The sequence below is a fragment of the Gemmatimonas aurantiaca genome (assembly GCF_037190085.1).
In the GTDB taxonomy this organism is placed as follows: domain Bacteria; phylum Gemmatimonadota; class Gemmatimonadetes; order Gemmatimonadales; family Gemmatimonadaceae; genus Gemmatimonas; species Gemmatimonas aurantiaca_A.
This window is the reverse complement of record NZ_JBBCJO010000010.1, coordinates 150,996-166,422: the sequence shown is the minus strand read 5'-3', so window position 1 is coordinate 166,422 and position 15,427 is coordinate 150,996. Positions and strand designations below refer to the sequence as shown.

At 64.6% G+C, this 15,427-nt stretch carries 17 protein-coding genes; 6 read left to right on the top strand and 11 right to left on the bottom strand.

Features of this window, described 5'->3' with window-relative positions:
- Positions 1 to 20: 20 nt before the first annotated feature.
- On the bottom strand, positions 21 to 1,184 hold the full coding sequence (locus WG208_RS13015) for a hypothetical protein (RefSeq protein WP_337171799.1): 1,164 nt from the start codon (positions 1,182 to 1,184) through the stop codon (positions 21 to 23).
- Positions 1,185 to 1,318: 134 nt separating this feature from the next.
- Between WG208_RS13015 and WG208_RS13010 the strand changes: the two genes are divergently transcribed.
- Positions 1,319 to 2,299, top strand: a complete 981-nt coding sequence (locus WG208_RS13010) for a hypothetical protein (RefSeq protein WP_337171798.1) — start codon at positions 1,319 to 1,321, stop codon at positions 2,297 to 2,299.
- A 63-nt stretch (positions 2,300 to 2,362) separates the two neighbouring features.
- On the opposite strand, the gene WG208_RS13005 is transcribed toward WG208_RS13010, so the two are convergent.
- From WG208_RS13005 to WG208_RS12965, 9 genes are all read right to left on the bottom strand, one after another.
- On the bottom strand, positions 2,363 to 2,698 hold the full coding sequence (locus tag WG208_RS13005; RefSeq protein ID WP_337171797.1) for a TfoX/Sxy family protein: 336 nt from the start codon (positions 2,696 to 2,698) through the stop codon (positions 2,363 to 2,365).
- A gap of 8 nt (positions 2,699 to 2,706) precedes the next feature.
- Complete coding sequence (locus WG208_RS13000) at positions 2,707 to 3,297, bottom strand: YhgN family NAAT transporter (protein ID WP_337171796.1); 591 nt, start codon at positions 3,295 to 3,297, stop codon at positions 2,707 to 2,709.
- Positions 3,297 to 3,809, bottom strand: a complete 513-nt coding sequence (locus WG208_RS12995) for a hypothetical protein (protein ID WP_337171795.1) — start codon at positions 3,807 to 3,809, stop codon at positions 3,297 to 3,299. Before WG208_RS12995 ends, WG208_RS13000 begins: the two co-directional genes overlap by 1 nt.
- Positions 3,810 to 3,880: 71 nt before the next feature.
- Positions 3,881 to 5,788, bottom strand: a complete 1,908-nt coding sequence (locus tag WG208_RS12990; RefSeq protein WP_337171794.1) for a serine/threonine-protein kinase — start codon at positions 5,786 to 5,788, stop codon at positions 3,881 to 3,883.
- A gap of 63 nt (positions 5,789 to 5,851) precedes the next feature.
- Positions 5,852 to 6,457 carry a hypothetical protein gene (locus WG208_RS12985; RefSeq protein ID WP_337171793.1) on the bottom strand — a complete coding sequence of 202 codons (606 nt, stop codon included), beginning with the start codon at positions 6,455 to 6,457 and terminating at the stop codon, positions 5,852 to 5,854.
- 20 nt (positions 6,458 to 6,477) lie between these two features.
- Positions 6,478 to 8,892: an excinuclease ABC subunit UvrA gene (locus WG208_RS12980; RefSeq protein ID WP_337171792.1), complete on the bottom strand. Its 2,415-nt coding sequence runs from the start codon at positions 8,890 to 8,892 to the stop codon at positions 6,478 to 6,480.
- A gap of 59 nt (positions 8,893 to 8,951) precedes the next feature.
- Positions 8,952 to 9,392 (bottom strand): SRPBCC domain-containing protein, encoded by a 441-nt coding sequence (locus WG208_RS12975; protein WP_337171791.1) that lies wholly within the window; start codon positions 9,390 to 9,392, stop codon positions 8,952 to 8,954.
- Entirely contained in the window at positions 9,389 to 9,718 is a 330-nt protein-coding gene (locus tag WG208_RS12970; protein ID WP_337171790.1) for a metalloregulator ArsR/SmtB family transcription factor, read from the bottom strand. The genes WG208_RS12975 and WG208_RS12970 overlap by 4 nt, the downstream gene beginning before the upstream one ends.
- Positions 9,719 to 9,763: 45 nt before the next feature.
- Complete coding sequence (locus WG208_RS12965) at positions 9,764 to 10,606, bottom strand: hypothetical protein (protein WP_337171789.1); 843 nt, start codon at positions 10,604 to 10,606, stop codon at positions 9,764 to 9,766.
- Positions 10,607 to 10,867: 261 nt separating this feature from the next.
- Here WG208_RS12965 and WG208_RS12960 point away from each other — a divergent pair, with 261 nt between their 5' ends.
- From WG208_RS12960 to WG208_RS12940, 5 genes are read left to right on the top strand one after another with little or no spacing between them, the layout of a single operon-like run.
- Positions 10,868 to 11,398, top strand: coding sequence for a MarR family winged helix-turn-helix transcriptional regulator (locus WG208_RS12960; protein WP_337171788.1), 531 nt, complete (start codon positions 10,868 to 10,870; stop codon positions 11,396 to 11,398).
- Between the two features lie 3 nt (positions 11,399 to 11,401).
- Positions 11,402 to 13,183 carry a chloride channel protein gene (locus tag WG208_RS12955; protein ID WP_337171787.1) on the top strand — a complete coding sequence of 594 codons (1,782 nt, stop codon included), beginning with the start codon at positions 11,402 to 11,404 and terminating at the stop codon, positions 13,181 to 13,183.
- A 2-nt stretch (positions 13,184 to 13,185) separates the two neighbouring features.
- Positions 13,186 to 13,539: a Spx/MgsR family RNA polymerase-binding regulatory protein gene (locus WG208_RS12950; protein WP_337171786.1), complete on the top strand. Its 354-nt coding sequence runs from the start codon at positions 13,186 to 13,188 to the stop codon at positions 13,537 to 13,539.
- Between the two features lie 3 nt (positions 13,540 to 13,542).
- Complete coding sequence (locus tag WG208_RS12945; protein ID WP_337171785.1) at positions 13,543 to 14,382, top strand: ion transporter; 840 nt, start codon at positions 13,543 to 13,545, stop codon at positions 14,380 to 14,382.
- A gap of 21 nt (positions 14,383 to 14,403) precedes the next feature.
- Positions 14,404 to 15,015 (top strand): GyrI-like domain-containing protein, encoded by a 612-nt coding sequence (locus tag WG208_RS12940; RefSeq protein WP_337171784.1) that lies wholly within the window; start codon positions 14,404 to 14,406, stop codon positions 15,013 to 15,015.
- 1 nt (position 15,016) lies between these two features.
- Here WG208_RS12940 and WG208_RS12935 read toward each other — a convergent pair whose 3' ends face one another.
- Entirely contained in the window at positions 15,017 to 15,400 is a 384-nt protein-coding gene (locus tag WG208_RS12935) for a DUF2809 domain-containing protein (RefSeq protein ID WP_337171783.1), read from the bottom strand.
- Between the last annotated feature and the right edge of the window lie 27 nt (positions 15,401 to 15,427).

The window sequence follows — 15,427 nt, the reverse complement described above, 5'->3', positions numbered from 1 at the left end:
GACGCGCACGGAGAGAGCACTCACTTCACGGGTGCGATGCGATACACCACCAGTGCTTCCTCACCGGAACCCCTATCGCTCACACGGGCCACGAGGTGCCCATTGCCGATCTGAAAGACCTGCAGGTTCGACGGCAGCAGAAGCTGGCCCAGCGGCTTCCCCTGGGGCGTGTAACGCTGGAGTACGGTGTTGGCATCGCCGAGCACGGAGGTCTGCAGCCACAACGCCTGCTCCGTCTGGTCGAAGAAAAGACCACTGTAGAACGGCACCGTGGTCACGGGCGGCAAACGACGCAGCATCGTCCGCGCCATCTCGTAATCGCGCTCCGTACCGCGGATCGACGTGGCCCAGTACTCGATGGCCGCATCCCGATTGGCCTGCGTGGGGGCGCGCGATGGGAGCAGGACATCGAATGCCGAGGTGCGCTTCCTGAAGAAGTCGTACTTCGTGACGAAGGCACTGTCTCCAGCGCCGTAGTACACGCCTCCGTCGCCAAGTGCCAGTTTGATCGACGCACCCAGTGGTCTGCCTTCGTCGACGAACATCGGCCCGAGCTTGCCCAGCGATGCGCCATCATGATCGAACAACTGGATCGTACCGCTGGCGGGACCGGCGGACTTGCGGTCACTCGTCGGCACGACCATCGCCATCCGTCCGAGTGTATCACACTGCAAAATCGTGCTCGCGATCACCGCAGGCGTCCGGACACGCACGGCGGGAACCGTCGTTGTGTTGCCGTTCATCTGCACGAACGTGAGTCGATTGATCATGTAATCGTGCACGACCACTTCGTTCCCGCCGCACGCACCGATCCAGCGGAGCGCGCGAAACTCCCCCGGCCCTTCCCCATCGCGTCCGATCGAACGTTGCGGACGCCCCGCCGCATCGAAGAAGTGCACCTGACGGGACCCGTTGTCGGCCACGGCGACGACGCCATTGGCGAGCCGCACCGCGCTCGTGATCTCCCCGATCTCCAGCGACCGACCAGGCGCCGAGGCGGGAATGGTCAGGATGCGCTGCGCCGTAATCCGATCGGCGGGCGCCTGCGCTCCGGCCGGCCTGGTTCCGACGACCAGCCCCAACCCGACCACCGCAGCCGTACTCAGCAGTAACTTCGTGGACCAGTCCGAGGCAGTCAGGCGGGCGATGCTCCAACGGGACGGGTCGTATGAAACCAGAGTCATCTCAGGGCTCCTGGAGGTCGGGGGTCCTCCACACTAGCGTTTCCGGCCCACTGCACAAGCGTATCGGGCGAGTGGGCCGGAAACTTATTCCACGCCACGTTGGCGGCGCCGCTTTCGGGACCGTACGTTGGATCATGCCCCTATTCGGAATCGATCGTCCGCTCGATGAGCGGCACCTGTTGAACATCGTCGGCATCTCGCCCGGCCGCCCCGTCTTCCTCGCCACGGCCACAGACAACAGCACCGTCGTCCTCAAGAACGAGGTGCAGGTCCACGCCAGCGATCCGCACAACATGAAGATGGCGCTGAAGGTCGCGAAGACCGCCAGCCCCGCCGGTGCCGGCAAGACCCTCACGTACCTCGAGGTCCAGGCCGTCCAGAGTTACTTCGAAACCAAGAAGTACATCTCCGAAGTCACCATGCAGCCATTGCCGCCCGACGTGAAATACCTCGGCGACATGCTCGAAGCCAACGGCATGTGGTACAAGATGGCCAAGGCCGAAGGCATCGTCAGCATCGAGGACGCGCAGCAGCGGGCGGCCAACGGCAACAAGACCGACGTGCGTTCCATCGCCGCGGCGTTGTCTGCACACGATGGACTGGAATCCCTGGGACGCATCATCGCCGCCGACCTCTGGAACGGCAACAACGATCGGTTCTCGCCCAACGGCGGCGTCGACGGTCATCGGGTGCTGGTCAATGCCGGCAACGTGCTGCTCGCATTCCATGGCAATCAGAACACGCTCAAGCCCATCGGGCTCGACGCGTACGAAGCCATGGGGATGTTCCGGAATTACCAGCAGACCATTGGCGATCTCGAAGGCGTCGACCAGTGGGGTGGACGATTGCTCGCCAACACGGCCGCCAGCAACCTGGCGCTCAAGACCTTCTGCGACGATGCGGTCGCCGATATCGAGGACGTGCTCGGCCCCCGCAATCGCAAGATCCTCTTCGCCAAGACACGGCGCCTGCCCTCGAACGCGTCCAACCGCCTCCAGCAGGGGGTGTTGTCGGGCGCCATCCCGATCCGGACGAAAATGCGCATGCTGGCCGGCCGCGCCAATCCGTCGCCGGGTCTCATCAGCCGCCTGCAGACGCTGGGCTGGTGGCCGTGAGCGACCTCTGAATCAGAGGTGAGTCACACGCGATCCACGTCTGACTCACCTCTGATTCCCGGCTCACTTCGATTTTTTCTTCGCGGTTCTGGGCTTCGGCATCGGCAGTGCATCCGCCGTCACCTGAAGCACTTCCTGCAAACGCACCGGATCCTCGAGCAATTCGTCGAGGATCCGGTATGCTTTTGCGCCCGGATAGGGCGCACCTTGCGGCAGATGGTGCACCAGCGGTTCGGCCGCCGTCGTGGGTTTCAGGAAGACACAGTTGTCGCAGACGAACAGCAGCACCTTGCCATCGAGATAGACCGCGTACTCGCCGAACATCCGGCGACTCGTGACACGCGCACCGAGACCGATGCGCTCGTGCACAAAATCCATGAACTCTCTGGATGTGGCCATCGCCGGGGTCATCCCGCCTTGAGTGAGGTCCGCAGACCGTTCAACAACATCTGCACGGCCACCATGACCAGCAGCATCCCCATCAGCCGCTCCATGGCGATGAGTCCACGTTCACCGAGCATGCGGAAGAGCGATGTGGACGACAGCAGAATGAGCGCGCTCAATGCCCAGGCGATCGTCATGGCCAGCATGAGCAAACCCAGCGATGCTCCGGCCGCGCTCTCGAGCAGAAGCAGCGTGGCCAGGGTCGATGGACCGGCCACGAGTGGAATGGCCAGCGGCACGATGAAGGGTTCCCCTTCGAGCCCATCACCCGACGCCGCGCCATGATCGGGGAAGATCATGCGCAACGCGATGAGAAAGAGCACGATGCCGCCGGCGATCCCCACGGCCTCCGGTTGCAGTCCCAGAAAATCGAGTAACGACCGCCCGAGCAGTGCGAAGATCACCAGGACGGCGTAGGCAAAGGCAATCTCACGCACCAGCACCCGACGACGGCGTTTGGGATCCACCGTCTTCAGCACCGACAGGAACATGGGCACGTTCCCGAGGGGATCCATCACGAGAAACAACGTCACGACCGCGGCCATCACATCCATCAGCGCAACTCCTTCCCCGGCCGGGCCACGGAATCCGCGGGCACGGGACGCATGCGGGAGAAGGGATACCCGCCACATCCCGTGCGTGGAGTCTCCCGTTTCGCCGCCGGGGTCGCGCGCGCCGCATCCGCCGAGGCAGCCGTGTAGGCGGTCAGACAGAATCCCCACGTGTACGGCGCCATGCCGTCGAAAGGCATCCAGTCGATGCGCGTCCACAACAGGCCGTCCTGCACATTGCCGGCATCGTTCCGTGCGATGAGGAAGCGTTCGGCCACATGCCACTCCACGATGTGGTACTTCGTGCGCGGCAGATGCTCGAACAGCGTATCGGTGATACGGAACGCGTTGCCGTAGTCATCGCGGAATGTCCCGAGCAATTCCCGCGGGCCCGTTCCGGTCGTCGCCTGCGCCGGCATCGACCGGGGAAGCATGCATGTGAGTACCGCGGCACTCACGAAGGCCCCTGCAAACACCCGCGCGAAGCACCGGAACCGCCGTCGCAATTCGATCATGCTGCAATTCTACATCGGAACTCCATCACCGGGCACGGTGATGGGAGGTGAAGGGAAAAGCGCGGACTCCGTTACGAAGACACCCGCATCAGGACATCCACCTCCCGCCGCGCATCGGCGAGTCGCTGCACGTCTTCGCCCAGCAGCCGAGCCGCATCGATGAGCGTCGTGAGCGGCGCCAGATCGCTCGTGCCGGCATGCAGTCGTAGCAGGTCGAGGCGAATGCCTTCCAGTGCCGCGACACTTTCCCGCAACTGCGCGCCAGCGGCCTGCCGGCGTGCGGCCAGGACATCGGCTTCCTGTGGCGCGGATGCCGACAGCGCGGCGATCACATCCATCTCCGCCCGCGCAGCGGCCGCCCGGGCTTCCAGCATCTCCACCATGGCCGGCAATTCGTGCAGTTCGGCCCGATAGGCGGCCGGCAATGCCGCAAACAGATCGCCCGCCGCCACACCGAGAGCCACTTCGGTGGCACGAAAGGCGTCCGGATTCAATGCGCGCTCCGGCGCACCCAGCCGGCGCGCCCACCACTGCCCCACCCGGCTGTTCCAGAGACGCTCGCGTATGCCCGCCTGCCACCACGAACGGAACCGCGCGGGAACGAACGGCACGTCCAGCGCATTGCTCACGGCTCCCAGCACCAGCGTGGTCAGCACCGGCGCCACGAAGAACACGGGAGGAACCCAGCGTTCGTGAATGATGCCGCTGACCACCAATCCGAACGTGACCGCGAGCCAGGTGGCCGCCACGAGCGTCGCCACGCGCAGCCTCTTGTGTGAAGTCGGTTCCGGTTCGCCGCGTGTGAGTGCGTCGGCCTCCATCCGTTCACGTCGGGCCACCTCCAGCGCCGCGCGAAGCTCGCCGAGTGTATGTCCTGCGCGAAACTGACGATGCGCCTGATACAGGTGATAACCAACCACCGGCAGGAGCGGGGCCGCCGTGATGACCGCCAGGACCACGATGTCCAGGGGACCGTCGGGCCGGTTTCCCGTCACCCAGGCAATGAGATTCGCGGTCGTCAGCACGCCGAATCCGCCCGCCCACGCCAGATACGGCACGAGCAGGGGGTTGCCCGCATTCAGCCAGGCGCGTAACGACGGCGCGAGTGTCGGACGCACATCGGTGGGTGGGGCGAGCGCAGCCGCCAGCGCCTCACCGTCCTGAAAACGCGCGGCCGGATCGCGCGCGAGACAACGATCGATGGTCGCGGCCATCACAAGCGGAAGGCCGGGCGCAACGGTCATGACACCCGGCATTGCCTCCATCGCCGTACGCCCCGGCACGGCGGGCAGAGCGCCCGACTCGACAGGCAGACGACCGCTCACAGCCAGATAACCCACCACACCGAGCGCGTAGATGTCACTGCGACCATCCACGGCGGTGTTGGCGATCTGCTCCGGACTCATGAAGTGCGCCGTGCCCATGATCAGACCGGCATCCGACAGCGCTCCCGCCTCGCCGACGCGTCGTGTCTCCGACTGCTGCGCGATGCCGAAGTCGGTGACGAGCGCCCGTCCCGTTCCCGTCTCGAGCAGAATGTTGTCGGGCTTCACATCACGATGCACGATGCCGCGGCCATGGGCATACGCCAGCGCCCACGCCACTTCACGCAACACCCGTCTCGCGTGATCGGGCGCCAGGGGGCCGTGCGTGCGGAGTCGTTCACCCAGCGTCTCTCCCGCCACGTACGTCATGACGAAGAAGACGAACCCACCGGCTTCGCCCACCCGATGAATCGGGACGATGTGCGGATGGGACAACCCCGCCGCCATGCGGGCCTCGCGCAGAAACCGCTGGCGTGATCCCTCATCGCTCGCGATGGCCGGTGGCAGCACCTTGATCGCCACGTCCCGGTCGAGGTGCACATCCCGCGCGAGATACACGATGCCCATCCCGCCGCGGCCCAGCTCACGCTGGAGGGAATACTCTCCGGCGAGCGCCGCCTGCAGATCGAGGAATTCGGGAGGGGGATGGGTCACGGAATCCATAAAACAAGTACTTTGCATTATAAAGCAAAGATCCCGGGGCCGGCAATCCCGTGCTCAGGGAGTCTGGCCCAACCGCCCCTCGACCCACCGTTCCGGCCAGCCGCGGGTGGCCACCGCGGCCGTGATGTAGCCGCCCAGCAGGGCCGCGCCGCTCGCCAGCAACGACGGGATCTGACGCGCCTCGGCCCGGGTGCAATCGTCGCAGCCATCCGTGCCGATGGCCTGATAAACGAGAACCCCGGAAATGGCTCCCCCGATCAATCCGGCAATCCATCCCCGGCGGGCGCGGCCCGGAAATCCCTGGCTGATCTGGATCTGCGAGACCGCCGTCCGGGCGTACCCGGAGCGCACCTTTTCACACGCCAGCCAGAGCGAGTCATTGGCCAACCGGTCCACCCGTCCCGTGAGACACCCGCCCGGTCTGGTCACATGCAACGTCAGACGTGCCCGCTGGCCTTTTTCCACGGCGACCGTGTCGGCAGACGGCGACGGCGTCATGGGCAACGCCATGGATGGCGCCACCACAGGCCCCATCACCGGCGCGACCATCGGCGACATCACGAGTGCCGCCGGCATCATGTCCGGTTGTGCCGACACCGACAGCGGCATGCCCACAACGCCCATCAATCCGGCGACGCCCGCAAGGCTCCACGTCTTCATCGTCGATCCTCCTGCCTCATCTACGCCCGTGCACGTCGGGATCCGTTCTTCACGAATGCCGCCAGATGTTCACCCGTGAGTGTCGATCGTGTACCCACCAGCTCGGCCGGCGTGCCCTCGAAGACGACCGTGCCACCGTCGTGCCCCGCTCCCGGTCCGAGATCGATGATCCAGTCGGCATGCGCCATGACCGACTGGTTGTGTTCGATGACGATCACCGATTTGCCCGAATCCACCAGACGATCGAGCAACGCCAGCAACTGTTGCAGATCGGCCAGATGCAGCCCCGTGGTGGGTTCATCGAGCACGTAGATCCCGCCGTCGGTACCCATGTGCGTGGCCAGCTTGAGTCGCTGCCGTTCTCCTCCCGACAGGGTCGTGAGGGGCTGTCCCAGCCGGAGATACCCGAGCCCCACGTCGGCCATGCGTTGAAGAATGGCATGCGCGGGCGGTGTCTTCGCTTCGCCGGCACCGAAAAACTGCACCGCTTCGTCGACCGGCATGTCGAGCACCTCGGCGATGTTCCGACCGGCCAGCGTGTATTCCAGCACCGACGCCTGAAAACGTTTGCCGCCGCAATCTTCGCAGATCGTGGTCACGCCGGCCATCATGCCGAGGTCGGTGTAGATCACCCCCGCGCCATTGCAGGAGGGGCAGGCGCCTTCCGAGTTCGCGCTGAACAGCGCGGGCTTCACCCCATTGGCCTTCGCGAACGCCTTGCGAATGGGCTCGAGCAGATCGGTGTACGTGGCCGGGTTGCTGCGACGTGATCCCTTGATCGGTGTCTGATCCACCGACACGACCTCCTCGCGGGGGCTCACCGATCCGTGAATGAGCGAGCTTTTTCCCGAACCGGCCACACCGGTCACCACGACCAGCAGACCGAGCGGAATATCGACGTCGACGTTGCGCAGATTGTGCGTGCGTGCGCCACGCACCTTCAGGGTTCCCGTGGGTTTGCGCACGGACGATTTGAGCGTCGCACGATCGTTCAGATGCCGACCGGTCAGCGTGTCGCTCTCCCGCAGCGCATCGACCGTGCCTTCGAACACCACCTGTCCCCCCGCCGTGCCCGCACCGGGACCGAGATCGACGACCCGGTCGGCGATGGCGATCACTTCCGGCTTGTGCTCCACCACCAGCACGGTGTTGCCCTTGTCCCGCAAACGCAGCAGCAGTTCGTTCATGCGCTGGATGTCGTGCGGGTGCAGTCCGGCGGTGGGTTCGTCGAACACGTACGTCACGTCGGTGAGCGACGATCCGAGATGGCGGATCATCTTCGTTCGCTGGGCTTCACCTCCGGAAAGCGTACCCGACGGCCGGTCGAGACTGAGATAGCCCAGTCCGATCTCGACGAACGAATCGAGCGTGTGCTGCAGCGATGCGGCCAACGGTGCCACGGCGGGGGCTTTCAGTTCCCGCACCCACGCCGCCAGATCGTTGATCTGCATGGCGCAGGCATCGGCGATGTTGATGCCACCGATCTTCGACGAACGCGCCGCCTCGTTGAGACGCGTCCCCTTGCAGTCTGGACACACCGTGAAGGTGACGGCCCGTTCCACGAACGCGCGGATGTGCGGCTGCAGCGCCTCCACATCCTTGGACAGAAACGACTTCTGGATACGCGGAATCAGACCTTCATAGGTGAGGTTGAGATTGTCCACCTTCACCTTGGTCGGTTCCTTGTGCAGAAAGTCGTGCAGCTCCCGCTTGGTGTACTTGCGGATGGGTTTGCCGGGATCCAGGAAACCTGACGACGTGAACGTGCGCACGTACCATCCGTCGGCGTTGTATCCCGGCACCGTGATCGCGCCATCGGCGAGCGACTTGTTCTCGTCGTAGAGTTGCGTCAGATCGATGTCGGTGACCGACCCCATGCCCTCGCAGCGTGGGCACATGCCCCCCAACTGCGTGAACTCGCGTTTCTCGGTTTTCCGGTGTGCGCCCTTCTCCACCGTGATCGCCCCCACCGCGCGCACCGACGGGATGTTGAACGAGAACGCGTTGGAGGGTCCGATGTGCGGCTTGCCCAGACGGCTGAAGAGCATGCGCAGCATCGCATTGGTATCGGTGACCGTGCCCACCGTGGAGCGCGCATTCGCGCCCAGGCGTTCCTGATCGACGATGATGGCCGTCGTGAGTCCCTCGAGCACATCGACTTCCGGGCGCCCCAGCGACGGCATGAAGTTCTGCACGAACGCGCTGTAGGTCTCGTTGATGAGTCGCTGTGATTCGGCGGCGATGGTGCCGAACACCAGCGAAGACTTGCCCGACCCCGATACGCCCGTGAACACGGTCAGCCGCCGTTTCGGGAGCTCGACACTGATGTCCCTGAGATTGTTCTCGCGCGCGCCCTGCACGCGGATCGTGTCGTGCCTGTCGGCCGGATGTCCCGTCGCATGTCCCGTCGCATGTCCCGTCGTATGCGCCGACACAGATGTCGATGCAGATGCGGACGGGACCGGATTCCGGCCGGTTGCGGCCTTCTTCACACTCATGCGAGGGTGCCGAGGACGTCGATGAGCTTCGTGCCCATCATCTTCCAGCCATAACGTGCGCCGCCGAAGTTCTGCTTCTGATCGGGACGGAAGCCCGCCTGCACGATATCGAGCCGGGTACCCGACGCGACCGGTTGCATGGTGATCGTCACGACCGTGTCGATGTCACCCACCACCCACGCCCAGCTGATCTTCTTCTCCGGTTCGATTTCGAGATAGCGGCAGTTCACCACGCCATCCCACCCCGGTTGCGGCTGCGTTTTGAACTGGAATTCGGCGCCCGGCTGCAGACGATGTCCGACCGTGGGCAACAGCCACTGCGTGAGCAGATCCGGATCGGTGAGGGCGCGCCAGACCTTGGCCGGCGCGTGTGCCAGTTCGATCTCGAAGGCAATGGCGTCCGTCTGCGAAGGGTCGGTGCGATCGACGAGAGTCATTGGTCCATGGTCTCCAGCAGGCGTTCGAGGCGATCCACATGATCGGTCCAGAAGGCGCGGTAGTGCGCGATCCAGTCGACGAGGGGTTTGAGGCCGCGCGGTTCCACGCGGTAGTACACACAACGGCCCTCGCGCCGTCCCTCGACGAGACCAGCGTCCTTGAGCGCGGCCAGGTGCTGGGAAACGGCCGGCTGCGAGATATCGAACCGGGCGGTCAGATCCTTCACGGCCGCCTCGCCGCGGGTGAGCGACTCAAAAATCGCCCGGCGACTGGGATCGGCGAGGGCCTGGAAGACCTTATCTGCGACGGAAGGCGCGAGTTGCATGGTCAACATATAAGTCAAAACTTATACGTTGTCAAATCCCGGCGTTCAGACGGCCGGACTGCCCCCGAAATGCTGCGCCGCGCAGCTCTCGCACATGCCGTGAGTCACGTTGACCTGATGCTCCGACAGATACTCCTCGATACGCCGCCAGTAGCCGTCGTCGTCGCGCACGTTCTTGCACCACGCGCACAGCGGCAGCATGGACGACAACTGATGCACGTTGTCGAGCGCGGTGCGCAGATCGGCATTGCTCTGCCGGAGATAGGCCACGAGTACGCCGACGAACAGCGCCACCATGAACAGGCTCACCTCCACGTCGCCCAGGACCTGCACCGCCGCGAACTGTCCCGCATTGGCATCGACGGCCGCATGGGTGGCCAGCAGCGATCGTGAGGCGTGAAAGACCCCCTGCAGCGCCATCACCAGCGCCGGAAGCCGCATCAACTCCCGCAGGCGGGGGCCCGAATTCCAGAGGACGAGCGCGGCCGCCACGGACAGGGATCCCCAGATGATGCTGTTGGAGACGGCCCGCCATTCCCGCAACGCCGGCATCGATCGCAGTGCCAGCAGCAGGAGGAAATGCACCGCCACCACACCACCGATCCACCGGGTCTGCAGCGTCCGTCCGGCACTGCGTTGCGCCGCCAGCAGCAGCAGCGCATGCCCACAGGTCACGGTGATCGTGGGCAACATGCGCGGCACGGCATCCGGCGGCAGCATCGAACGCGCCACGAACAGCAGATCCGCGGCCGTGAGCGTCCATGCCGCCACGATCCACAAATGCAACGACTGTCCCGATGACTCCAGACGCCAGTACTGACTCATCACGCCGGCCAGAATGACGCCGATGAGCAGGTTGATCAGATAGACGACGGTTTCCTGTGACATCGCGAGCGGGGATCGACATCCGGCGACCGGCCGAAAGCGGCTGGTCGGTCCTGCGGAGATCCCCGAATCTACTTCAAATGACCAGCCCTGCCCAAACCGGTCGGAGTCGACCATCGGTTTTCTGCGACGCGGACACATAATCTGCGCCCACAATCCATCCGACTGTCCGTTTCGATTCCCGGGTCCATTCTCGGATCCGATTTTCAGATCCGATTATCGGATCCGCTTGTCGGGTTCGATGTCAGGAACGCAGATTGATGTATGGGTACCAATACAAATTCGCGGACCATCGGACAGCCGCATGCGGTGCGCCCTCAGGGGACACGCTCCGACGGGACTCGCGCGCTCGATGCGCTGCGACATCTCGTGCGCGCACTCGCCGGATCGTCACGGGCGGTCGAAGCGGGCACCGGCATCTCGGGGGCGCAGCTCTTCGTGTTGCGCACGCTGTCCGAACAGACACACCCGGTGAGCGTCAACGATCTCGCGGAGTTGACGCTCACCCATCAGAGCACGGTGTCGGGTGTGGTGACGCGGCTGGTCGACCAGGCGCTCGTGAAACGCACCCGCGCCGCCGGTGATGCCCGGCGGGTGGAGCTGGTCATCACGGCGCGTGGGCGGACACTGCTGGGCAAGGCGCCCCCCACCATACAGACACAACTCGTGGAAGGCATTGCCCGCCTCCCGGCGGCACAACGTCGCACCCTGGCCGACACACTCGAAGCCTGGCTCGACGCCTCGGGCATCGACCGCGGCACCGTCGTCATGTTCCACGAACACGACGGTCGCTGAATCATGGCATCCGATCCCTTCGTCACCGCCGATCATCGGGTCCCCGACGAATACCTGCCCGTCGACCGACGCACGATCGTCATCTGTGCGCTGGCCATTCTCATCGCGCTGGGGGCGGGACTGGTGTCGCGCATCCTCGTCGCGCTCATCGGCCTCATCACCAACATCGCGTTCTTCCAGCGCTTCAGCTTCAGTTTCGTTTCACCGGTCGATGCCCACGTGGGCGCCTGGGTACTGGTCATCCCCGTCATCGGTGCCCTGATCATCGGCGTGATGGCCCGATACGGCTCCGCCGCCATTCGGGGACATGGCATTCCCGAGGTCATGGAGAAGGTGTTGTACGGCGAGAGTCGCATTCCGGCCCGGGTGATGATTCTCAAACCGGTTTCGGCGGCGGTGGCGATCGGTACCGGCGGACCGTTCGGTGCGGAAGGGCCGATCATCGCCACCGGTGGAGCCATCGGATCGCTGGTCGGACAACACATCCCCATGAGCTCCGACGAACGCAAAGTGCTGCTCGCCGCCGGCGCCGCCGCGGGCATGTCGGCCACCTTCGGCAGTCCGGTGAGTGCGGTGTTGCTCGCCATCGAATTGCTGCTGTTCGAATACCGTCCGCGTTCGATCATCCCCGTGGCGCTGGCATCGGCCACCGCCGCGGCGGTGCGCATCGCGTTCGAGGGAACGGGTGCCGTCTTCGCCGTCCCCGTGTTTGCTCAACCCAACGGCAAAGCGCTGGCCGTGTACGCGCTGCTGGGCGCGGTTATCGGGGTGCTGGCCGCCGGCATCAGTCGCTTCACCTACCGGATCGAGGATCTGTTCGAACGCCTGCCCGTGCACTGGATGTGGTGGCCCGCCCTCGGTGCGATGGTCGTCGGAATCTGCGGGTTCATCGAACCGCGTATCCTCGGCGTGGGGTACGTGAACATCGAGGAGATTCTGGCCGGCGATATCGCGGGCCGGGCGCTGGTGGTGCTCGTGATACTCAAACTGCTGGCCTGGTCTTTCTATCTGGGCAGTGGCACCAGCGGGGGAACACTGGCGCCGCTCTTCACCATCGGCGGTGGTGTCGGCGCGCTCGCCGGTGCAGGGCTGGCCAGACTCGTTCCCTCCTGGGGACTCGACGCGCGCATGTCGGCGCTCGTGGGGATGGCGGCCACGTTTGCCGGCGCATCCCATGCGCTGCTCGCGTCCATCGTGTTCGCGTTCGAGACCACACGCCAGCCGGTGGGACTGCTGCCATTGCTCGCCGGCTGCACGGCCGGATATCTGGCGGCTCTGTTGTGGAGCCGGCACTCCATCATGACGGAAAAACTCGCCCGGCGCGGCACGGCGGTGCGCACGGAATACCAGGCGGATCATCTCGCCCATGTGCTGGCGCGTGATGCCGCCAGTCGGCAGGTGGTCGCGCTCGACGCGGAAGAATCGGTGGGCACGGTGCTCGATCGCCTCGACACCGGCGCCGCCACCTCGCATCAGGGATTCCCGGTGCTCGACGGCGACGGGCTGCTGGTCGGCGTCGTCACGCGACGCGATCTGTTTGCCGGCGACGGCACACAGACGGTACGCACCATCATCCGACGTCCACCCGCCGTGGTGTATGGCGACAACACCTTGCGGGATGCGGCCGATCTCATGGTGACCGAAGGGGTGGGTCGGTTGCCCGTCGTGGAGCGGTCGACGCCAAGGCGGGTGATCGGTATCATTTCCCGCAGCGATCTGCTCGCCGCACACGCCCCGCGATTGGCGGCGGGTCGCCGTGACAGACACCTTTCGACCCGGAAGTGACCGTGGCTGTGCAGCTGTACGGATTCAGGTCCTGCGACATGGTGCGCAAGGCCATGAAGTGGCTCGACACCAATCAGGTGACGTATACCTTCTTCGACTATCGCCGTGAAGCGCTTCCGCCCACCGTGATCGACGACTGGTTCGCGCGTGCGGGGTGGGAGCAGGTGTTCAACCGCAACTCCACCACGTTCAAGGAACTGCCGGAGCAGGAGAAGGTGGGGATCGACGCGCGTCGGGCCAAGCGGATGATGCTCGCTGAAACAAACCTCATCAAACGACCGATCCTCGATACCGGTGAGAGTCTGCTGCTCGGATTCAAAGCCGATCAGTGGGCCCAGGCGCTCGATCTATCGTAGGACATGCCCGTTTCTCCCTCATCCGAAGCACCACCGCCGGAGGATTCCCGGCGCGCCCGTCTGCATCAGATCATCTTCGAGGCCGACACCTTCGCCGGCCGGGCCTTCGATGTGACCCTGATGATCCTCATCGTCGTGAGCGTCCTGACGGTGAGCATGGAGACCATGCGCGATCTGTCTCCGCGCACACAGAGTGCGATGGTGGTGCTCGAATGGGTATTGACCGCGGTCTTCACACTCGAGTATGTCCTGCGGCTGATGGCGGTGCGGCAACCATGGCGGTACGCCACCAGTTTTTTCGGCATCGTCGATCTGCTGGCGCTCCTCCCAACCTGGCTGGGCCTGTTCATTCCGGGCGCCCAGGCGCTGCTGGTGGTGCGGGTGCTGCGTCTGCTCCGCATCTTCCGGATTCTCAAGCTGGCGCGTTTTCTGTCGGAAGCGGAGCGGCTCACGCATGCGCTGCGCGCCAGTCTGCGAAAGATCGCGGTGTTTCTCTTGTCGGTGGGCACCATCATCGTGATCGTCGGGTCGATCATGTTCGTGGTGGAGGGCCCCGAAAACGGCTTCACCAGTCTGCCGGTGTCGATGTACTGGGCCGTGGTGACGCTGACCACCGTGGGGTATGGGGATATCGCGCCCCGTACGGCACTCGGTCAGATGATTGCGTCGCTGGTGATGATCCTGGGATACGGCATCATCGCGGTACCCACCGGCATCGTCACCAGTGAACTGACGGCCAACCGGTTCCAGCACGGCGTGTCCACGCAGGCCTGTCCGGCCTGCAGTGCGGGCGGCCACGATATGGACGCGAAGTACTGCCGGGTGTGCGGAGCGACACTGTAGGCGACAACACGGGGTAACGTCATGACGAAGCTCGACTTCAAGAAGGAGTGGCGCCATCTCTACGCTCCCTCCGCACAGGAGGTGGTCGAGGTCGATGTGCCGCCGATGCATTTCCTGATGATCGACGGACAGGGTGATCCCAACACGTCCCCGGCCTACACCGAGGCGCTGGAAGCCCTGTTCACGCTCTCGTACACCATCAAGTTCGCGGTGAAGAAGAGCGCGGGCGGTGTGGACTACGGCGTGATGCCGCTCGAGGGGCTCTGGTGGGCGGACGATCTATCCGTGTTCACCACCGCGGATCGCACGCAGTGGCAGTGGACCATGATGATCATGCAGCCGGACTTCGTGAGTGCCTCACTCGTGCACGACGTCACACAGGACGTGGCACGGAAGAAGAACCCTGCGGCGCTTCCCCTGGTCCGTTTCGAGTCTTTCCACGAAGGCCGCGCGGCGCAGATCCTGCATCGCGGTCCTTTTTCCGAAGAAGGGCCGACCATCGCGCGGGTGCATGCGTTCATCGAGGCCGCCGGATGCCAGCTCACGGGCAAGCATCATGAGATCTATCTCAGCGACATCCGCAAGGCGGCACCGGCGCAGTGGAAGACGATCGTGCGGCAGCCGATGCGATGAACTATCGGCCCTCATTGAAACAACTGTCGAGCAACACCGCTCCGATCACACCTACCGCATACGCCAGCAGATCGCGCGGATCGAATCCACTCCCCAGCACGAGTCTGCCGGGGAGGGTCGCCCGCACCGCGTCGATCGTCGGCGCGTGATACAACTGACTCACTTCGACACCCAGGCAGATCGTATAGGCGACCGCCCCCCGCACGGCGAGCCGTACGGAGGGCACCAATGCACTCACCCACCACGTGATCATGACCGCCCACAACGCATCGCCCGCGACATCACGCAGGACCGGTCCGAGCACGGCACCCCGCAAGTGCACGATCAACCCCACGGCAATGGTCATGACCGCCAGCACGAGATAGTTGGTTCGTGTACGGGTCATGACCGGCACGGGTGGGACCTGACCGAA